This is a genomic window from Microcoleus sp. PH2017_34_RAT_O_A (assembly GCF_020737885.1).
GTDB lineage: Bacteria > Cyanobacteriota > Cyanobacteriia > Cyanobacteriales > Microcoleaceae > Microcoleus.
On record NZ_JAEQDD010000073.1, the window covers coordinates 1 to 20,496 of the forward strand.

22 protein-coding genes are annotated in these 20,496 nt (G+C 43.1%); 14 read left to right on the forward strand and 8 right to left on the reverse strand.

Going from position 1 to position 20,496, the window contains the following annotated elements; translation table 11 throughout:
- The first annotated feature begins 388 nt into the window (after positions 1 to 388).
- On the forward strand, positions 389 to 736 hold the full coding sequence (locus JGK11_RS22125) for a hypothetical protein (RefSeq protein ID WP_293183136.1): 348 nt from the start codon (positions 389 to 391) through the stop codon (positions 734 to 736).
- Positions 737 to 1,046: 310 nt separating this feature from the next.
- Here JGK11_RS22125 and JGK11_RS22130 read toward each other — a convergent pair whose 3' ends face one another.
- From JGK11_RS22130 to JGK11_RS22150, 5 genes are all read right to left on the reverse strand, one after another.
- On the reverse strand, positions 1,047 to 1,892 hold the full coding sequence (locus tag JGK11_RS22130; RefSeq protein ID WP_293212908.1) for a rhodanese-like domain-containing protein: 846 nt from the start codon (positions 1,890 to 1,892) through the stop codon (positions 1,047 to 1,049).
- A 14-nt stretch (positions 1,893 to 1,906) separates the two neighbouring features.
- On the reverse strand, positions 1,907 to 2,416 hold the full coding sequence (locus tag JGK11_RS22135) for a type IV pilin-like G/H family protein (protein WP_293183140.1): 510 nt from the start codon (positions 2,414 to 2,416) through the stop codon (positions 1,907 to 1,909).
- 128 nt (positions 2,417 to 2,544) lie between these two features.
- A complete protein-coding gene (gene mtnA, locus JGK11_RS22140; RefSeq protein ID WP_293192251.1) occupies positions 2,545 to 3,606 on the reverse strand; it encodes an S-methyl-5-thioribose-1-phosphate isomerase in 1,062 nt (353 codons plus the stop codon).
- A 304-nt stretch (positions 3,607 to 3,910) separates the two neighbouring features.
- Positions 3,911 to 4,495, reverse strand: a complete 585-nt coding sequence (locus JGK11_RS22145; RefSeq protein WP_293183144.1) for a TIGR04376 family protein — start codon at positions 4,493 to 4,495, stop codon at positions 3,911 to 3,913.
- Between the two features lie 309 nt (positions 4,496 to 4,804).
- On the reverse strand, positions 4,805 to 6,034 hold the full coding sequence (locus JGK11_RS22150; protein WP_293183147.1) for a hypothetical protein: 1,230 nt from the start codon (positions 6,032 to 6,034) through the stop codon (positions 4,805 to 4,807).
- A gap of 638 nt (positions 6,035 to 6,672) precedes the next feature.
- Here JGK11_RS22150 and JGK11_RS22155 point away from each other — a divergent pair.
- The 3 genes from JGK11_RS22155 to JGK11_RS22165 all read left to right on the forward strand — a co-directional run bounded on the left by JGK11_RS22155 (position 6,673) and on the right by JGK11_RS22165 (position 8,105).
- Positions 6,673 to 7,041, forward strand: coding sequence for a hypothetical protein (locus tag JGK11_RS22155; protein WP_293205675.1), 369 nt, complete (start codon positions 6,673 to 6,675; stop codon positions 7,039 to 7,041).
- Positions 7,026 to 7,280 (forward strand): 2OG-Fe(II) oxygenase, encoded by a 255-nt coding sequence (locus tag JGK11_RS22160; protein WP_293192247.1) that lies wholly within the window; start codon positions 7,026 to 7,028, stop codon positions 7,278 to 7,280. Before JGK11_RS22155 ends, JGK11_RS22160 begins: the two co-directional genes overlap by 16 nt.
- A 204-nt stretch (positions 7,281 to 7,484) precedes the next feature.
- Entirely contained in the window at positions 7,485 to 8,105 is a 621-nt protein-coding gene (locus JGK11_RS22165; RefSeq protein WP_293212910.1) for a methyltransferase domain-containing protein, read from the forward strand.
- Positions 8,106 to 8,130: 25 nt separating this feature from the next.
- Here the strand turns inward: JGK11_RS22165 and JGK11_RS22170 are convergent, their stop codons facing one another.
- From JGK11_RS22170 to JGK11_RS22180, 3 genes are all read right to left on the reverse strand, one after another.
- Entirely contained in the window at positions 8,131 to 8,688 is a 558-nt protein-coding gene (locus JGK11_RS22170; protein ID WP_293212912.1) for a hypothetical protein, read from the reverse strand.
- Positions 8,675 to 9,793: an AAA family ATPase gene (locus JGK11_RS22175; RefSeq protein WP_293183155.1), complete on the reverse strand. Its 1,119-nt coding sequence runs from the start codon at positions 9,791 to 9,793 to the stop codon at positions 8,675 to 8,677. The genes JGK11_RS22170 and JGK11_RS22175 overlap by 14 nt, the downstream gene beginning before the upstream one ends.
- Before the next feature lie 77 nt (positions 9,794 to 9,870).
- On the reverse strand, positions 9,871 to 11,793 hold the full coding sequence (locus tag JGK11_RS22180) for an ABC-F family ATP-binding cassette domain-containing protein (protein WP_293183157.1): 1,923 nt from the start codon (positions 11,791 to 11,793) through the stop codon (positions 9,871 to 9,873).
- A gap of 193 nt (positions 11,794 to 11,986) precedes the next feature.
- Here JGK11_RS22180 and JGK11_RS22185 point away from each other — a divergent pair, with 193 nt between their 5' ends.
- From JGK11_RS22185 to JGK11_RS22230, 10 genes are all read left to right on the forward strand, one after another.
- Positions 11,987 to 12,229: a DUF433 domain-containing protein gene (locus tag JGK11_RS22185; RefSeq protein WP_293183159.1), complete on the forward strand. Its 243-nt coding sequence runs from the start codon at positions 11,987 to 11,989 to the stop codon at positions 12,227 to 12,229.
- A complete protein-coding gene (locus JGK11_RS22190) occupies positions 12,213 to 12,587 on the forward strand; it encodes a DUF5615 family PIN-like protein (RefSeq protein WP_293183160.1) in 375 nt (124 codons plus the stop codon). The genes JGK11_RS22185 and JGK11_RS22190 overlap by 17 nt, the downstream gene beginning before the upstream one ends.
- A 202-nt stretch (positions 12,588 to 12,789) precedes the next feature.
- Positions 12,790 to 13,344 carry a hypothetical protein gene (locus JGK11_RS22195; RefSeq protein WP_293183162.1) on the forward strand — a complete coding sequence of 185 codons (555 nt, stop codon included), beginning with the start codon at positions 12,790 to 12,792 and terminating at the stop codon, positions 13,342 to 13,344.
- 146 nt (positions 13,345 to 13,490) lie between these two features.
- Positions 13,491 to 13,745 (forward strand): hypothetical protein, encoded by a 255-nt coding sequence (locus tag JGK11_RS22200; RefSeq protein WP_293183164.1) that lies wholly within the window; start codon positions 13,491 to 13,493, stop codon positions 13,743 to 13,745.
- Positions 13,738 to 14,001, forward strand: coding sequence for a type II toxin-antitoxin system RelE/ParE family toxin (locus tag JGK11_RS22205; RefSeq protein WP_293183166.1), 264 nt, complete (start codon positions 13,738 to 13,740; stop codon positions 13,999 to 14,001). The genes JGK11_RS22200 and JGK11_RS22205 overlap by 8 nt, the downstream gene beginning before the upstream one ends.
- Positions 14,002 to 14,091: 90 nt before the next feature.
- Entirely contained in the window at positions 14,092 to 14,475 is a 384-nt protein-coding gene (locus JGK11_RS22210; RefSeq protein WP_293183168.1) for a hypothetical protein, read from the forward strand.
- Positions 14,465 to 14,812, forward strand: a complete 348-nt coding sequence (locus JGK11_RS22215) for a DUF5615 family PIN-like protein (protein WP_293183170.1) — start codon at positions 14,465 to 14,467, stop codon at positions 14,810 to 14,812. The genes JGK11_RS22210 and JGK11_RS22215 overlap by 11 nt, the downstream gene beginning before the upstream one ends.
- 142 nt (positions 14,813 to 14,954) lie before the next feature.
- Positions 14,955 to 15,512 carry a DUF262 domain-containing protein gene (locus JGK11_RS22220; protein WP_293212914.1) on the forward strand — a complete coding sequence of 186 codons (558 nt, stop codon included), beginning with the start codon at positions 14,955 to 14,957 and terminating at the stop codon, positions 15,510 to 15,512.
- A gap of 60 nt (positions 15,513 to 15,572) precedes the next feature.
- Positions 15,573 to 16,277 (forward strand): MAE_28990/MAE_18760 family HEPN-like nuclease, encoded by a 705-nt coding sequence (locus tag JGK11_RS22225; protein ID WP_293212916.1) that lies wholly within the window; start codon positions 15,573 to 15,575, stop codon positions 16,275 to 16,277.
- 286 nt (positions 16,278 to 16,563) lie between these two features.
- The gene (locus tag JGK11_RS22230) at positions 16,564 to 19,827 is read left to right on the forward strand and encodes an ATP-binding protein (RefSeq protein WP_293212918.1); all 3,264 of its coding nucleotides are present in this window, start codon (positions 16,564 to 16,566) and stop codon (positions 19,825 to 19,827) included.
- The last annotated feature ends 669 nt before the right edge of the window (positions 19,828 to 20,496 follow it).

Here is a 20,496-nt window from a genome sequence, read left to right on the forward strand (position 1 = left end):
TGGTCAACGACAAACCCTTGAATCTCGGTAAATGGTTTATCGATATTTTTTACCGCCCTGAGCCAGTATTGGCATGATTATTTATTTGGAAGTCCCTAAGGTAATGATTAAAACCTTGCGGACTTCGGAACGGTTATCGGCAACCATAGAATCTCCTCTATCAGCGATCGAGTTTTCTGGCTTCTAGTTTAAAGCGTATCAAGTCACGAAAGGTTAAAAGTATTATAGAATCTAGCTTGCAACTAGATTTATTTTCATTAATTTAGCCAAGCTTGTTGAGAGAAGTTTCAATTAATAGCATTCTCGCAGTCCAATTGAGCTGGAACGTACTTCTTTTGGGTTACTATATTTTTTAGCATTAACGATTGTATATTAAATTTCATTGCCCATGTCTCTTTCTCCGCTGACACTGAATTTAGTTGAAGGTTCTGTCTCGTTTAGCTTTTCCCCGGAAGCTGCGCGGGATTTGCAAAGTGCGATCGCCACTTTGATGGACAGCTTGAAAGCCGTAGCAGCCAAAACCGCTGGTGCTAAAGCTTCTCCCCAAAAACCGATGGAATATCGGTATGCAGGGGATGTATTTTTGGAGGTTTTCTGCAACCCAAATATTTGGGCGACTCCTTTTGCTGCGAAAGTGCTGATTACGGTTAGGGACGATCGCCTGCGCGTCACCACCGAAGCCGAACTGAGCCGCCTGCGCGACGATCTCGCTCAGTATATCGAACAAGTCGGTTGAGATGCTTCAACCTGAAACCCGTCGGTTTATCAAGGTTCAATTCCTGATAAATTAGCGGGTTTTATCAAAGCTTAGTAGGGTGCCTTAATTAGACGCACGTTACTTCTAAAAAAACAGTAAATTTGGTTTGTAGTAAGGACTTCAGTCCTTTAATGAGAGATGCGGACTGAAGTCCTCACTACGAACCTCTTTTGTAAATTTGGTTTGTAGTAAGGACTTCAGTCCTTTAATGAGAGATGCGGACTGAAGTCCTCACTACGAACCTCTTTTGATGGCGGATAATGGACTTAAAATTCTATAAATCTTAAACCTACTGACTTATCCTACGACTTTTTTCCAACGGATAGCTATCAGCAGGCGAAGCCGACCATTCCCACATTGAACCTGGATAATTCTTAGCATCAAAGCCGAAACTTGTCAACACCGAAGTCAACCACGCAGACCTAATTCCGCCACTACAATAACTCACAATTTTAGTTGACAGCGAAACACCTTTCTGCCGCAAGATTTCGACAATTTCCCCGCGAGAGAGGAGTTGTCCCTGCTTGTCCATCAACTGTTTGTAATAAAGGTGAATTGCCCCGGGAATGTGGCCGCCCCGCGTTTCTCCGTAAGGTGTTTTACCTGCATATTCTCGCGGCTCTCGGGCATCAATAACTGCTAAATTATCATTGCCTAAAATAGCTTTTAAATCATCCCGATTGATTTCCCAAGTCGAGCGGCGAGATACGATAAAATCTCCGGGCTGAGGTGGATTATTTGTACCTGTTACATGAGAAATTCCAGCTTTGACTAAAGCTTGATATCCTCCACCTACAAAAACAGCTTTTTCGTGTCCCAAACTTCGCAGCATCCAAACAATCCGCCCGTCTTCGCCCCATCCTTTCACGGAATTGGCGATCGCGATTACAGGTTGGTCTTGACAAATTCCCAGTGCTTGCAGTTTTTCTGTTAAGATTGCATCATCTTCGAGAATTTTGCCTTTGTGCGGAAAGTGCGATCGCGAAAATTCCTGCCAAGTTACGGGAATAGCTGGCGGGAGACGGCAAAACCACTTTAAAATAGGTGCGCGAGCATCGAGCAAGGTAGCTCCTCGTGACAGCAACTCCTTAGCTATATCTGCACTTACTATCCAATTATCTGCTAAATTACACATCAATTAGAGATAATTTATTGAGCAACTTTTGCTGTATTAGCACCGCAGGCTACAACCCCTTTAGTATCCATTGTTGGCTTAGCTGGTTTAATCTTGCCAGAAGCAACATTTAGACACAAGATTGTTTGGGTCTTATTTCCTGCCAAAAAGACTCCACCCACAAAACTTTTGAGATTAGATTGATTCGACACTGCATAATTAAATACAGCTTTGTTTACTGTATCAATTGAATATTTGTAATTAGCTGTGTCAGCTTTAATGCCGAGAGCTAGATTAGAAACAGAACTTGTAAAACCCGTATTATTGCGATAGTAGTCTTGCTGAGCTTTATTCATTTCTACCACATATTGTTTGGCTGCTGATTCCTGAGTTTTAAGGGTTGGCGACAACTGAGCATGAGCCACTGTAGGAAACAAAACTGGTATAATTAGAGTTGCGATCGCAATTTTTATCTGCTGGTTACGAGAGCTATAAATCATGTTTTTACCATTGCTTAAAACTTGAATGGCGGTAGGACACCGCACGGCCGTGTCTTTACATATCTGCGGCTTTGGCTACATATTTTACGTCAAATTCATCGCTCGACCTAATTAGCCAAAGCAGTATTATTCGCAAAAATTAATCATGAACTGAGCGGTGGAGTAACATACAATTAAACTAATTGTTTTGCTTGAAACTGTTTCAAATCTTCCGGAGCAACCGTGCCGTATTCTGTGATGATTCCCGAGATTAATGCAGCCGGAGTTACATCAAAAGCTGGATTGTAAAATTCTACTCCTTCAGGACAAATTCGGGTAGTTCCAACTTGATACATTTCAACTGAATCGCGTTCTTCAATGGGGATTTGGCTACCGTCGGAAAGTTCAAAATCAATTGTTGACAGAGGAGCGGCGACAAAGAAGGGGACGTTGTGAGCTTTGGCAACAATTGCTAAACTGTAAGTGCCAATTTTATTGGCGGCGTCGCCGTTAGCAGCGATTCTGTCTGCACCGACAACTACGGCGTGAATCATGCCGAGTTTCATGCAGTGGGCGGCCATATTGTCGGCGATTAATGTGACGGGAATTCCTTCTTGCACGCATTCCCAAGTGGTGAGTTTGGCGCCTTGGAGACGGGGGCGAGTTTCGTCAGCAAAAACTCTGCCGAGTCGGCCTTCTCGCCAAGCAGAACGAAATACACCTAATGCTGTACCGTAGCCGGCTGTGGCTAACGCACCGGCATTGCAGTGAGTTAGTAAGTTCAATTTTTCTGGTGTTGCTGGTAGAACTTCTAAACCTTTGTCGCCGATATCTTTACAAGTTTGTACGTCTTCTGCTTGAATGGTTTTAGCCATTTCTAACAAAGTTTTTTGTACTTGTTCGACGGAACCGCTAGTTTGATTTGCTGTTTTGAGCATTCGGGATATTGCCCAAAACAAATTAACTGCTGTGGGACGAGTCGATCGCAATAATTCACCAACTTGTTCTAGTTTAGCCAGAAATTCAGTGCGATCGCCCGTTTCGATTTCCCTCGCACCCAAATACATCCCGTAAGCTGCTGCTACCCCAATCGCCGGAGCACCTCGCACGATCATAGTTTTAATCGCCTCAGCCATATCTTGAGAGTTGGTAATTTCGACTGTAGCGTATTCTTTGGGCAGTCGGTTTTGCTCAATTAGCAGCACTCGGTCTTCAATCCAGGTGACGGGGGAAACTGGGGATTTTTGAGCTGTCATCGATTTCAATGATATGAGGGACAAGTTTCTATGATGCCATGAAGGCGACTCTTCCTCCTATGTTATGAGCGATAGGCTGGATTTGCCAAAATCCCTGTCCTGCCGTTGGAGATTGGAGATTGGAGATTGGAGATTTATTGCATATTTACGAATATATGGGTACAGAATTAACAAAAATTATTGTTCAACAGGGATACTCTCGATCGGCTGTTGCGGATTTAAATTGTATATTTCCCGGAACTGTTCCCCACTCCTCAAATTCTCCTCTGGAACATAGCACGCTATCTCTCGCTCGCCCAGCAGCTTATCGACCCATATTGCGTTTCATGCGATCGAGTTCTTCCTCAGCTTCCCAGTTTTGAAACTTTTGTTCTAGAGGGTCTGCCGCCTTAAAACTGTTATAATTAGAACTCTGATTCCAACCCTTTGTATCCCAATTCTGCTCAGTTTTATCTGCTTTAGCGGTAGTTTTAGTTTTCGCTTCTGCGGCTTTGGCCCGGACTTCTTTTCGGCGCAATTGAATTTGGCGGTACAATTCTTTGGCTTTTTCTATCCGTTCTTTGCAGCCTTGCATTTGTCCCCAGCGCTGATTTCCCTGACGCAGCAAAGCTGCTTGTCGCTCTTGGGCGGCTTGAGCGAGATCCAGCCTTTGAGCTGCTTTGGCTTTGTTGGCGCGATCGTTCCAGCGCTGAATTTCTTGGGCGGCGGACAGAATTTCTGCTTGCAGTGTTTTCTCTTGTTTCTGAATCTCTAGAATCAGTCGCAGGGTGTCTTCTTCTTGTTCCTTGAGTTGTTCTTCTATTGCCTGCAATTCCAGGTGGGGGTTGCTACGCAAAAATTCTTCTAATCGGGTTTCTAGAAAGCGGCTGACATCATCAAATATGCTCATTTTTTATGAAAATTCTGTGTTATTGGTTATTTGTTATTGGTTATTTGTTATTCGTTTTTAGCAGTGGAGATTCCCCAGCGATCGATTTATTAGCTACTAACAACTGACCCTTCGACTTCGCTCAAGGCACCGCAACTGACAACTGATAACTGATATCGTTTCCGGTTGCATGGTCAGGTGATTTAACCTTTCTAGAACACTATTGACACAGAGTCCGAGAATAGAGAGCTGAATACAGGACGATGCTACCGGAATTGATATGACAACTGACAACTGACAACTGACAACTGTCAACTGTCAACTAACGGATTAGAACTTTTGTCCGACAAAAACCGATCGCACATCTCCACCCTTGCGGATAACTGCTTCTTGATTTTTGATTTCTGCCAGAGTCCAACCGCTAGCGCCGATGCTTTCACCGACATAAATTCTGCGGGCTACACCGTCTACTTCAAACAAAGCAGCCGATCGATCGCCCAATTCCAAAATCCCCACTAGCGTCTGGGCGGAAGTCGGCGCGCCGGTAACAGCCGCTGCCGATTGCTGGGGCGCTGGCGCGGATTGCCCTGCTGCTGGCGCTGGTGCTGATTCAGTTTCGCGAGCCAAAATCTTTGGCTGCACAGACTCCGAGGGGGAAGCAGCAGCCGCGAGGGGACTGCGATTGCCAGCGGTGGCGATCGCGCGACCGGAGGCAGAGGCTGACGGTGAAGGCGAACCTGCTGCGGTTTGAGAAGCTGCCGGAACCGCCACATTCACCTGAGTCGGAGCCGCCGGAGCCACAGTCACCTGAGCGGGGGGAGGGATGACTACGACTTGGGGTGCAGGTGCTCCCGGCGCGGCGGCGGCTTGTTCTAGGGCATTCGCGATGCGGTTGACTGCTGTCGAAAGACCTGCGGTTGCCGGTGGCGCGCCGGAAATTGAAATGCTCGGGAGTGTTCCTGGGGTTGCGGCTCCCGGAACTGTGGCAAGTTGCGAGTTAGCCTGAGGAGCTTTTTTTTGTTCGATCGCTACTAGCGATCGCTGCACGTATTCGACAAACTGGGTGTCTGGTGCAATTTTGCCACTTGCTGCCGGCGTCTGCGGGGTCGGGGCTGCGGGCAAGCGCACCAGTCCCGACCTGCTTGCCAGCCACAATCCCATGACTAGAAGCAGCGACCCACAGGCTGCTCCTAGCAGGATTCGGTCAAATGATTGTTTGGACTGTTTTTTGGTTGTTTCTAGGGCGACTTGGCGGGCGATCGCTGCTACCTCTTGTTCCCCGCCTCGCGGAGGTTCTGGCGCCAACTGCGACAAAACTATTTGAGGTACCGAGATGGATTTTAGCGCCACGAATTCTGCTGGTGGCATCTGCTCGGCTGGCAGTCCCTCGCTGCCGTCGAATGCTCGATCGACTCCTTCAAACAGTTCGTCCATCAACCGATCGGCGTAGGACTCTACTGCCACTGTTTCGGATGGCACTGTTTCGACGGTCGCCACCACGGCGATCGGATCGGACGCTGATTCCAAGGACATCTGTTTGGCGATTACTTTTTGAGGCATAGTTTTTTGTTGGCTCCCGCTCCTCGACAACTCTGAGATTCTCAACTTCAGATTTCTACAGGATACTTGTGATGTTGACCAATTCTTGGCTTAGAACAGGTTAATTGTAGCTCAACTCATAACAAAATTTTTAGTCTTTGGCAAACTTATTGCCCGGTCTCTACTTCTGAAGCAAGCTGTTTTCCGCCTTTTTGCCTGCTAATTTCTGCTGCCACTTTTACTCAGCCTTAGTCTCATACACATTTTAGTTTTTTTGTCAATGCCCATTCAGGGCTTTCCCCGGCTCTAGACACACAACTTGACTTTACGGCTAATCGATTGAAGAATTGGAGAATTGGAGAATTCAAGAATTGACACCAATGACTATTGAAATACAATATAAGGGACAAATAGAATTACCTGGTGAAAAAATACAGTTACATCTATAAAAAAAGAAGGTTATAGCCTTTCTCAGAAAGATGAGGTACTAATGGGCATAGGGCATAGGGCATAGAGCATAGGACTCGCGGGCATACCTCACTTTTTTGAGAAAGGCTATATATTAATGTATGAGATATTGCCAAACATTTAGGATGGCAGTTAAATAGTATTTATTTTTGCCATTTAAAAAAGTTACAAAGAAATCGTCAACATTACCTTTGAATTCCTTGAAATACTATAGCAAACATCTTAACGCTTTCTCCACTACTTATCTCAACGATTTGCGCGGAGCAATTCTCGCATCTCCTTATTTTGCCATCAATAATCTCAACCGCGACTTCATCGGTACAAAAGGGTTTTCACTGGTATTCCAGCGTTCAGAGATTGCACAAGTCGAACAGAAATTCCCCTGCTTCAAACCCTATCTAGACCAAGCCCTACAGTCAGCTTGTAATGCTTTTTACCTCAACCCTCTACTGCTGAAAGAAGGTTCTCGCGTCGATCCGCATATCGATCTTTGCGATCGTATTGCAAAACAGTTGAACCGCCCGCGACAGTCAGCGTATTGTATGTGCAAGTACCAATAAATCTCGAAGGCGGAGAGTTGGTGTTGCGCTGTCACAAAAAACAAGTCGGGCAAATTAAGCCAGAAGCAAATACGCTGGTGTATTTCCAAGGAGACTTAACCCATTCTGTGAATGCAGTTACAAGTCCTGGGACTCGCCTGAGTTTGGTTTGCGAACAGTACAGTTTGAGTGAAACAGAATTAGCAGATATTCCCGGATTTACATTAGAATCTCGGGCTGTAAAATCCAAAATAAAATAAGACAGTTCCGAGCTTTCATCTAATAAGCTGAGGTGCATCTAAATTTCACAGTTAAGTTTGATAAAATTATTGTGGAGTGGGCGTCTCGCCCGAAAAATTCACTTAGATTTTGATAAAATTATTGTGGGGTGGGCGTCTCGCCCGCACAAAAAACCTAACTTAGATGCGGAACAGCTTATTATGTCTTCCTTCTAATTAAAAATCATGTACTCAGATCCAGTTCAAACAGAATATTCTCGCCTCGCCAAGCGATATGATAGTCGCTGGTCATTTTATATCAATACCACAATAGAGGAAACACTCAACCGTCTAGACATTAATCAAGGGGAACATATTTTAGACCTTGGTTGTGGAACCGGGGTTTTAATTCAACGTCTGTTACAGGTGTCTCCAGAAGCAGAGGTTTTCGGAGTAGACACCTGTGCCGAAATGCTCGAAATTGCCAAACAGAAACTACCTGAATTTGTGGAGTTAAAACTAGGTAGTGCTGACAACCTGCCATTTCCCAGCAACTATTTTGATCTAGTAGTTTCAACCAGTGCATTTCATTTTTTTCGAGATCCATTCCAAGCACTCCAAGAAGCAAAACGGGTTCTCAAACCTAATGGTCGTCTAGTGATTACAGATTGGTGTTATGATTATCTAACTTGCAAGGTTTGTGACTTTTTCCTGCGATGTTTTAATCGCGCTCATTTCCGTACCTATGGAGTCGCTGAATGTCAAGCGATGATGCAAAGTGAGGGATTGCAAGAAGTTGAAATTGAACGATACAAAATCGATTGGTTTTGGGGGATGATGACAGCGACAGCAGTCAATCGATTTTAGATTTTAGATTTTATGATTGATTAACTCATTGATCCAACAGTGATAATAACCGCTGTAATTCTCCACAAGCTGCCTGAAGCGATCGCGGTGCATCTTCTGGTAAGCTTTGAGAATAACATCGATCGGCTAAATTCTCAACATAGGTTTTGCAAATAGCCTCATTTTTCTCATATTTTGCGTAAGCATCCTCCTCATTCACAGTTTCTCCCTGCAAATAGTGTATCCAAGTCTCAATATTGCGCTTGGGGACGAAAATTGCGATCGCCTCATGGGATTCCCTCTTTTCCTGAGCATCTTGATCGAGTATACTAGCTAACTGATTTAGTCTGTCTTGTGGCGTACCCGTATCTGCATCAATTAATACCACTAATGCGATCGATACCCGGTTTTTATTCTGGCGATAAGCTTTCACTTCCACCGGATACTGACTGCGTACATACTGTTCTCCAGATTGGCTACCGGGCGGACAAATCTTAGTCCGAAATAGACCTGTGAAACCTCGCTTTTTCAGGAAATGACGGGCAAAAACCTCCTGCTGTCTGTCCTCGCAGAGAATGACAATCTGAACTCTACGCTGACTCATTCAACCATCCCCGTGCAATCAATTCAGAAACTGGCAATCCAGAATTATCAGCTACTTCACTACTAATTCGTTTAACTCGAACCGCAGCATTGCTTTGACGCTCAAACCAATAGCCAATCGGTGAAGCTAACAGATAGTTAATTAACTCAGGATGGTGAGAAATTAGTAAAGCTTGAAGTTTTCCCTCGTTACAAAGGTCATAAAGTTCAATCAGCCAAGGTTGAATTTCTGGTAATGCTAAAAAGTTTTCCGGTTCATCAATCCACAAAGTATAGTCTTCAGATTTTGTACCGTGAATCAGGGTATATAAAGCAACTAGGGTTTTTTGTCCATCCGACAATTCTCCCAAGCGATATTCAATTGGTTTGATATTGTCTGTTTCTCCTGAAAACCGCAGTTTTAACAACACATTTTCTTCGCTGACTCGCTCAAATTTAAAATTGTTGAATCCATTCAAAACATCTTTTAAAATATTTCCTATTTCCGCAACCTTACCTTGATCTTCAGATAAGTAGCGATACCAAGAAACAAAATTTTCCATTTTTGGAGTCAAACGCATTTGTTCTTGCTTGCTTTCATCAACCATCAAGCTGGGAACAACTTGCACGATGATAAATCGCGCCATCCGTTCTCTAAACCAAGTTAACTTCGTGTTGTCGTTTCTTGGCATTAATGAAGGCAGAATAGATTGCGACCAGTCAAACTGGTATTTCGGGCCTGGCGAATAATCATCTCGATAGAGTTGAACTTCGCCGAATTCAAATTGTAGTAAAAGTCGGTTATCAAAGAGCAGACTCTCGTACCTAACACGACATTTATCTCCATACTCATCGATTTGTAATTGATATGTGTAGCAGCCGTCATTACCGAGAATTTCTAGCTCGAAACGCTGAATTTGTAAGGTTTGCCAGCGGGTGAAGTCCGCAGGTTTGAAAATTCCTTCTACCTTACTGTCGCCGCTGATAAATGCTTGAATTTTTTGCAATACTTCAAAAACAGTCGATTTACCTGAACCGTTAGCACCTAGAAATAGATTAATTGCATCAAAGTCAAGTTCAAAGTTTACCAGACAGCGAAAATTGTCAATATATATTCGTTTCAGCATGGGATTTTTTTACTTATAATTCCTCTAGCTCCTGTCATTGTTAACAGGAGCCAAACACAACACTCGGACAACCAAAATTACCCCAGCCGTTCGGCTAAGTCCAACCACCGCTCAGTCGCAGTATCAATTTCGTGAGTCAATTTAGCCAAACGATCGGATAACTTCTTCACCTCCGCAAAGCCGCTCGGAGCATTGTTGGACAAAATCTTCTCAATCTCTGCTTTCTCTGCTTCCAGCTTCGGAATTTTAGTCTCTAATTGCTCGTATTCCCGCTTATCATTGAAGGAAACTTTAGTTGATTTTTGAGGAGCAACTTTGGCTGATGAATTGTTGGATTCAGCGGTGCGTGTAAGTTTTTCTTTGTCTTTTTGTCCTTTGAGTTCTTTGGCTTCTTCGGCTTTCTTGTAATCTAAATACACTGAGTAATTGCCGGGATATAAACGCAAATTGCCGCCAGGTTCCAAGGCGAACACCATGTCGATCGTCCGATCGAGAAAATAGCGATCGTGCGATACTACAATTACGCAGCCGTTAAAGTCTTCGAGATAATCCTCTAAAACCGCCAGAGTCTGCACGTCTAGGTCGTTTGTGGGTTCGTCGAGAATCAGCACGTTGGGCGCACTCATCAGCACTTTCAGCAAAAATAACCTGCGCTTTTCGCCGCCCGAAAGCTTGTTAATGGGTGCATACTGTTGGTTGGGCGGAAACAGAAACTTTTCCAGCATTTGAGAAGCGGTAATGATTTCCCCATCCGCCGTTTGCACCAATTCCGCCACACTTTTGAGATATTCAATCACCCGCTGGTCTTCATTCGGTGTCAAATCCTCTGAATGCTGGTCGAAATAACCGATATGAATGGTTGTGCCAATTTCCACAGTACCAGAATCCGGCTGAATGCGTCCGGTGATGATATCCATCAGCGTCGATTTGCCGGCGCCGTTGCAGCCAATAATCCCAATCCGGTCTTCGGGAGTGAAATTGTAGGTAAAATCTTTGATTAAAGTGCGATCGCCATAGGCTTTACGGATATTCAACAACTCAATGACTTTCTTGCCAATTCGGCGGCCCGCTGTGGCAATCTCGACTTTACCATTGGCTGTTTTAAACTCCTCTGCGCGCATATCCTTAATGCGATCGATCCGAGCTTTTTGCTTCGTACTGCGCGCTTTCGGCCCCTTCTTGAGCCATTCCAACTCACGCCGCAATACTCCGGAAAATTTGCGCTGAGTGCTGGCGGCGGATTCTTCCGCTAGGGCTTTTTTCTCCAAGTAATAAGCGTAATTGCCAGCATAATTGTATAGGTCGGCGCGATCGATCTCTAGGATGCGATTGGTAACGCGATCGAGAAAATAGCGATCGTGCGTAATCAGCAACAAAGCACCGCGATAGCCGTTCAAATAGTTCTGCAACCACTCCACAGACAGCGCATCCAAGTGGTTTGTCGGTTCATCCATCAACAACACATCAGGTTCAGACAACAGCGCCGTTGCTAAGGCAATTCGCTTGCGGTAGCCACCGGACAAGTCGCCAATTTTGGCATGAAAATCCTCAATCCCCAGCTTCGTCAAAATCAATTTAGCCTTAGTTTCCAAATCCCACGCGCCCACCTCATCAATGCGCGCCGAGACAGTAGACAGACGCGCCATCAACTTGTCGGTATCGCCTTTACCGTGGGACAATTCATCCGAAATTTCTTCATATTCCCGCACCAAAGCCATTTGTTCGCCGCTGTCGGCAAATACTTGCTCTAAAACCGTGTGACTTTCGTCTAAATCCGGCTGTTGCGGCAGATAGACAATTGTAGAGCCTGGATTGACCCAGCGATCGCCAGAGTCGATCGACTCCAAGCCCGCAATCATCTTCAGCAGCGTTGATTTCCCGGAACCGTTGGTACCGATGAGTCCGACTTTATCGCCTTCATCCAGGCTGAAACTGGCATTTGTCAAGAGTTCCTTGATGCCGAAGTCTTTTTTGATCGATCGTAGAGTAAAAATAGTCATGAGTATATAAAATTATCTACTTAGCTTTTGACATTCACTAGCAATTTGCAGTATTTTAGATTATATCATGTCTTGTACCGCACTTGATTTTGATTTGCGATTTCACCCAAGGCAAGCGAGAATTTATCAGTCTAAGTTTCCGAACTGGCAAGATGAGATATAAAATAATAAGTAAGAGTTGAGATTAGGAGCAATGAAAATAGATCGTATTACAAGCAATCCCAAGCGAATGAATGGGCAACCATGTATTCGCGAGCTTCGGCTGACTGTTCGTCGGGTAATCGAGCTGCTAGCAACTTATCCCGATCGAGCAGAACTACATCAAGAGTTTCCAGAATTAGAGGATGAAGATATCCGACAAGCTCTAATTTTTGTATCCTCTTATCTTGACGATCGGATCATTGAACTACCTAATCGTTATGAAGCTGTTGCTTGACCAGGGATTACCACTTTCTGCGGCAGCATTATTACGTGATGCAAGTATCGACACCATCCATGTTGGTGAAATTGGTATGTCTCAAGCCGAAGATGCCGAAATCATCCAGAAAGCCAGAGAAGAGGAACGTGTAGTTGTTACCCTCGATGCAGATTTTCATACATTACTAGCACTTGATGAAGCAGTTTCTCCCTCAGTTATTCGCGTTCGGATTGAAAGGTTACGCGCCCAAGCATTAATGGATTTACTGCTGATGGTAATTGCTCAGTGCGAGGAGGATCTAGAACAAGGCTCTGCCATTTCGATCGAGCCAAGCCGTATTCGGATTCGCCGTCTGCCACTCATACCGGATGTCTAAAAAATAGTCATCAGTATCAACAGTCATTTACCTAGCTTTAGTGTAGCATGATATCGCGTGTATTAATTGCATTATTTCTGCTCATATTGCGTCTTGTACCGCATCTTCGATACAATTATAAGTTAGAGTTCTCATCTTGAGCGGTCTTTGTTTTAGGTGTTGTATTCCCATTCAATTTTCACATCGATAACAGTTTAATTATATGAAATTGCACAACACACCTGAAATTGCTAAGTTGAACGGCTACATGGAAGCTATGAGTTGTTGCTTAGATGGTTGCAACTATGTCGTCCGGTTTAGCGCTAAAGGAATACAGCTTGAGGATAATGAATTAGAATCGCAAACATTGGATGAATTAGCTATTCGAGAGAATCTTCAGGAAGTAATACCTGGTTCGGAATTGCAGAGTTTAATGCAACTAGCTTATCCAAGAACACACCCTCATCTTGCAACTATGTGCGAGTGCCATCACGGTCTCACATGGTTGACTACCAGAGTCAATACCTTTATTGCTCGCATAAATCCGTCAGACGGGTTCAAGAATGTGGACAAGCACAAAAAACAGAACCTGACCATAGGATTTTGGCGTAATGTCAATGCGTGTATTGATTATGAAAATTCTCGATTTTTTCAGTACAATCCAGCCTTCGGTGTAGACGATGAGTTATGGGACTTCATAATTTGGGGCTTCACATTTTTGATTGTGAATGAACAACAACGAAGATGTTTACTGATACATGGTGCTGCATCAGATTAAAAACGATGATAAAGCGTTAGCCAAAGTTTTTGGTTGCAGCTTTAGTTTGTGACTTCATTATGTTTCGTTAGTGCGATCGCAACTGGAGATTGACAAACAAAAAACCTATGCGGTAAAATGAGGAAAAAAGCACGGATAATTCCCAAATGAACGATCGCTCCTCAGCAGATTTGATATCTGTGACAGAGTTACACCGCCAGCTTAACGACTTACTCCAGCAACTATCACCAGAACGATTACAGGTGCTTGCTGATTTTGCAGCTTATTTAGCCAATGCTGAAAGCGAAGCTGCAACTCAAGAACTTTTGGCAATTTCTGGATTGCTAGAGCGAGTTAAGCAAAATGAAGCAACTCTTAAAACTGATTATACAAACTGGAGAAGTCTTCGATCTGATGTATGAAGTTCTTCTCCATCCTGATGCTCAAAAGGTTTATGTCAATGCTGACAAAGCCCTAGCGAATAAAATTGCCCGATGTTTGGAGCAGTTAGAACAAACTCCCCGATCGCACCCTAATATTAAAGCCCTCAAAGGAGATTATGCAGGGTACTATCGCTACCGAATCGGTGACTACAGAGTCATTTACTCGATCGAGGATGAAGTGGTACAGGTATTTGTTGTGGCGATAGCCCATCGCAGTCAAGTTTATGAACCGTGAGGGCGAGTTAGTCAGCCCAGCAGCAAGAGTGATTCCAATCCTTGTAAAAGCCCACTATAATTCAGATACCAACCTTTGTTGGAGTTTTATATGTCCTTGCAACAGCTTAAAGAAAAAGCCTGTCAACTCTCAGTCAGCGATCGCCTTGCCCTGCTAAGTGCGATCGTTCAATCGCTCCAAACTACACCAGAAATCGAGAATTGGCAATATTTAGTTGCACGTCCTCATGCTTGGCGCAAACAACTGTACATTAAAGGACGTAAATTACTGGCATCGACTATTTGGCGAGACATGACTGCTAATGGGATGTCACCCGAACAAGCCGCCGAAAATTGGGATTTACCGCTGTCTGCTATCTATGAAGCGATTGATTACTGTGAGAATCATCAGGAACTTTTAAAATTAGAAGCAGACGAAGAACGCTATCGATTGGAAGCAAAAGGAGTTCGACTTGAGTCTACAAATGCTGCTTGACGAAGATTCTCAAGCAAAATATTTGGTTAATCTACTTCAAGCAGCCGGTCATGATGTAGCCACAGTCAATACACTGAATTTAATGAATCATCCCGATTCAGTCGTGCTAGACGCTGCTAGAAAAAATGAAAGAGTCCTGCTTACACGCAATTGTGATGACTTTCAGGAATTACATCAAGCCAACCCAGAACATTCAGGAATTTTGGCAGTTTACCAAGATTCTGAAGCTTCTAAGAATATGAGTTATCAGGCGATAGTAAAGGCAATTGATAATTTAGAGATAGCAGAATATGACCTCAATAATCAGTTTGTTGTTCTCAATCAATGGAGTTATTAATTTACAATAAATTTATTGTAAATTAAGAAAGCTTAATCAAAACCCCGATCGCCCATGCCTGCCAATGTATTATAATACAGATACCAACCAAGGTTGAAGTATCTTTGTATGTCCTTGTTATTATAAACGCAGGTTCGTTCTTATGTCTCAAGCACTTAGGCAAGACATCATCAATATCGCCGAAGAGCAGATTGACGAAATAAAGCAAAAGATTGACTACTATACCACAGAATATGCCATCGAATTCATAGTCGATAAATACCTGGAACAAGATGATGCCGGGCTCGGTGAGATTTATCTCCCTGAATTTCAAAAAAAATTGAGATGGGATATTAATCATCAATCTTTATTCATTGAATCCATTATTCTTGGTGTGCCTATTGCTGCCATGATTGTCGCAGAAATCGAAGAAACTGGAAAAGTAGCGATTGTTGATGGAGCTCAGAGGGTGATGACTCTGGCAGCTTTCCTAACAAATCAGTTGCAACTGAGCAACCTCGAAACATTAGATTCTCTAAATGGTTCCTATTTTAAGGATCTCGCACCTTCACGCCAAAGAAAGTTTAAAAACACTTCGCTCAGAATGATAGTTCTCTCAGACAAAGCTGATGAGAGAGTAATAAGTAATATTTTCTATCGCATCAACACCAGTAATATCGATCCAACTCGTAATTCCAATAGTCTGCTACCAAACTCATAAGCCTGAGAATATGAAGCCAAGAATTGACTATGCTAAGGATAAGCTTTTAAGTCAAAGTTTATGAAAGAGTTCATTAAAGACTTTAATAGGCGAGTGGCAGAAATCCAGAAATATTTTGAATTAGTAGATAAAATTGAACAACTTGGTGCATTGTCTGCTAAATCAATCATCTTCCCATCAGGTGAATATATTGTTGATAGCGATATCAAAAAAATCTTGCAGTCTCATTGTTACCTGCTATTATACAATCTTGTCGAATCCTCTATTAGAAATGGTATAACTGCAATTCATGATATTATCTTAATCGAGCAATTAACTTATAAAGATTTAAGTCAGAAAATCAAGAGATTGTGGTTGCTGAATGATAAAAGTAAAAGTTTCAGAGACTCATATATCAAAAAAGATTCGATCGCTGACAATCTTCAGGAATTAATTAGATCAGTTTTAGATGATGAGATGGTTTCGTTAGATCCATCTAATATTCCCATATCTGGAAATTTGGATGCTAAAACTATCAAAGAACTCATAGATATGTATGGCTTTTTTGGGGATTTAGGAGTTGCGAGTAGAGAAATAGATGACATTCTGAATTTTGTGGTTAAGATCCGATGCGATTTGGCACATGGAAATGTTTCGTTTTGTGATGCTTCGAGTCAAATACTTTGGAGCAAGTTAGTTGATGATAAAGATAAATTGGTGAAATATCTAACTCATATGCTAAATAATATTGATGATTATATTGATCGGAAGAAATACAGAATTTAGCCGTCGGTAGCGACTAGGGTAAAAATATTCCCACTACTCGATCGCACCTTAATTTCCTCGCTCATATTTCTCCTCCTTTACGGAAGTTGTTGCTGTCGGAGTTCTCTGGACTCGATCGCCCACGCCTTCCAATGTACTATAATTCACATACCAACCATTGTTGGAGTGCTTTTTTATATTTCTGCAAAACATTTAAAAAAAAGCCTGCCAACTCTCAGTCAGCGAGATCCTTGCGTTACTAAGTGCGATCGTTCAATTTCCCCACTTTGATAAGCACGGTTTTATCATGTCGATTAAAACAGTCTATCGCCTAACTACCCATCTCAAAAAAATCCCGCTACGAACAGTGCTGATTGTACCGTTTGTGCTGCAAATTGTCGGGACTGCGGGGTTGGTGGGGTATCTTTCCTATACAAACGGGCAAAAGGCGGTTAACAACCTAGCAGATCGGCTAGCAGCACAAATTGGCGATCGCGTCATACACTACCTCGATACATATCTGTCTGCGCCTCATTCGATCAACCGCATTAACGCCGATGCGGTGCGCCAAAAAACAATCAATTTACAAGATTTGCGGCAACTCGAACGCTACCTTTCGTTTCAACTCAAACAGTTCGATTCGCCGACAACCATTATTTTTGGTAGCAAACGGGGAGACTTCGTGGGAAGCGATCGCACTATCGGACAGAATCTGATTATGCGATCGGATGAGTTCGATCGGGGCATCATCAATATGTATGTTCCAGACTTGCTAGGTAATAGAACCAAACTATACAAAACTTTTCGACAACCTGATGCCACAAATAGGCCTTGGTACCAAGCTGCTAAAGCTGCCGGGAAATCCACCTGGAGTAATATTTTTCAAGTCGGTAACAATACAGATTTAGTAATTAACGGCAATCGACCGATTTATGATGAGACTACAAAGGAACTGCTAGGAGTATTTTCGGTAAACCTCAACATTAGAAAGATTGCCAACTTTCTCGATAGCATAAAAACTAGCAAGTCGGCAAAAATTTTTATTATCGAACGCAGCGGGTTGTTAGTAGCCAATTCCGGGCCCGACAATCCCTATATTTTGAGCAACCAGCAGTTTAATCGATTAAAATTAACGGCAAGCCCAAATGCTACAATCCGCGCCACGGGTCTATTTTTAACGAATCACTTTGGCGATTTTTCCCAAATTAATGATGTTCAACACCTTGAATTTGAAATTGACGGCCAATGCCAATTACTCAAAGTAGTACCTTACAAGGATAATTTTGGTTTAGATTGGTTGATTGCGATCGTCATCCCAGAATCTGATTTTATGGCAGAAATTGACGCCAACAATCTCACCACAATTATACTATGTGCGACTGCCTTAACGGGAGCAATTGTTGTCGGCATTTTCACAGCCAAATGGATAACAGAGCCACTTTTATGCTTAAATACTGCCGCCAAAGCTCTAGCTAACAATGAAGGGAATACAAATGTCGAGATCGATCGCGCTGATGAAGTCGGGCAATTGGCAAATTCCTTCAATTATATGGCAGACAAACTGCAATATGCTTTCAAATCGCTCCAATCTTTAAATGCTGCCTTAACCGACAGTGAAAGCCGCATGAAACAAATCCTCGAAGCTATGCCGGTGGGAGTATCAGTTCATGATATTACTGGACAACTGATTTACATAAATCAGATAGCGCGACAGTTAGTAAATATCCAAACTATACCGGAGTCTACAATTGAGCAAATAGCAAAAGTTTTTAGACTTTACGATGCAGGAACAGATGAATTATATTCAATTGAAAAAAATCCAGTCGCTCGATCGCTCAAAGGAGAAACCGTGAGAGTGGAAGACATAGAAATTCGTTTGCCCGATCGCACTATTCCTTTAGAAGTTTTTAGTACGCCGCTGTTTGATGAAGCTGGCAACATTATCGGCGCGATCGCAGCTTCTCAAGACATCACCGATCGCAAAAAAGCCGAGAAGTTGCAGGCAGACTACAATCGCACTTTAGAACAAAAGGTGAGCGATCGCATTGCCGAACTCCAAAGAGCAAAAGAAGCCGCCGAAGTCGCATCCCTTGCTAAAAGTGCCTTTCTTGCCAATATGAGCCACGAATTGCGTACTCCCCTCAATGCCATTCTCGGCTACACTCAAATACTTTCCCGACAGCCAGATTTTTCTCCCCGCGACAAAGAGCAAATTCGCACGATCCAGCAGTGCGGTTCTCAGTTGCTGACTTTAATTAATGATATTTTAGATTTGGCTAAAATTGAAGCTGAAAAGATGGAGTTAACTGTTAACGATGTTTGTTTGTCGGATTTTCTCAATGACATATTAGAAATTTTTCGGTTCAAAGCCGAAGAAAAGAACCTGGTCTTTGTCACCCAAATAGCAGGTAAAATTCCGGATTTTGTATCTGTCGATGAAAAGCGGTTGCGTCAAATTCTCCTGAATTTATTAAGTAACGCGATTAAATTTACTGATGAAGGTAGCATACTTTTTAAGGTAGAGGTAATTGAGAACAGTCAACCTGTTGCAGGAATATTGAGCGGGGGCAAGGAATCAGATTTTTTATTTAATGCAAGTCCCGCCTTCCCAATTACCAAAATCCACTTTCAAGTTAAAGATACAGGCATCGGAATTACTAGCGATGCAATAGAACGAATATTTCTACCTTTTGAACAAGTGAACGAAATCGGGCAGAAAACAGAAGGGACGGGTTTGGGATTAAACATTGCCCAAACCTTAGTTTCGCTGATGGGAGGGGAACTCAAAGTCGAAAGTTGTTGGGGTGTTGGGAGTACGTTTTGGTTTGAGATTGAATTGTCCCTCGCAGATGTGCTCCTACCAGTTTTGCCACCACCACAGCAACCCGTAATTACAGGTTATGAAGGTCAACGGCGTAGAATATTAGTTGTTGACGATAGCCCAGAAAATCGCTCTTTGATGGTGGATATTTTAGCACCGCTGGGTTTTGAGTTAATTGAGGCTGATTCTGGTGAAAGAGGTTTAGCAATAGCGATTTCCCAGGAACCGGATTTAATTATTGCTGACTTGTTGATGCCTGGAATCAGCGGTTTTGAACTCTGCGCTCAATTGCGTTGTTTGCCAATGTTTCGGGAGACGCCAATCTTGATTGCTACTAGCGGGCTGTTCGAGTTGGAGTTGGAAAAGCAAGAGGAAATAGGCTACACTGATTTTATCAGTAAATTTTTTATAATTGATGATTTTTTGGCAAAAATACAGAATTATCTGGGACTGATTTGGATTTTTGAGGCTTCGGGCGATTCCCTACGGGATAACTCCATCGCGCGTACTTTCTCTGAATTGGCGATCGGCTCAGAAGACGTAGAAATGCCTCCCCGCGAAGAGTTACTTTATTTGTACGAAGCCGCTCAAATCGGTAATTTCGAGCAGGTTAAGTACGAAGCACAGCGCCTGCAAGAGTTAAATCCGACCTATACCCTATTTGCTCGGAAAATTTGGCAGTTAGTCGATCGCTATGACGATGACGCGATAATTAAACTAATTGGGCCTTACTTAAATCCGGGCGACTAAAATTGCTTCCTAGTACGGAGTTCAATCCTCATAATCTGATTTAACAAGCAGTTATAGCCTCAATCCTAAAAATCGTTCGGAGCCAGCAAACTTGCAGTATAAATAGTAAGGGTGTGAGAGGGAAAATACTTCAACAGTTGACAGTTGACAGTTGACCGCTTGACAGTTTGAGAGCGACCTCTACCTAGAAGGAAGAGGATTGGAGTAATGAATAGTCTGATTTTAATTTTCTTTCTGGTAAGTAAGTCATGGCCAGTGAAACGTAAGCGTTGGGATGCGCGACGATCGCCATCGCTGGTATTGGGTACATCTTATTTTTGCATTTTTAGTAGTGCTGTCCCCGCTCGCGTGCTGTGTAAAGCACGCGAGCGGGGACAGCACTGTAAAAAACATCCTTTTTGCGAAAATGAGATGCTCCCGCTGGTATGTATGGCAGTTGTACGTCACGGCACCAGAAACCCAGTTTTTCACACTCTAAAGTTGATATAACCGAGCAAATTTGAAGAATAAATAGTAGAATAGATTTCTATAAGGGTTCCATCTCCTACATCCGATCTGTTGCACCAAATTCTACCAAACTCAAGCAGCCGAGTAACAGCGATGCAACATCTCGGCTTTCAGGTTGAGTTTGTGGCAAGCAACTCTGTTTCTCTATTCAATGCCTTCTCA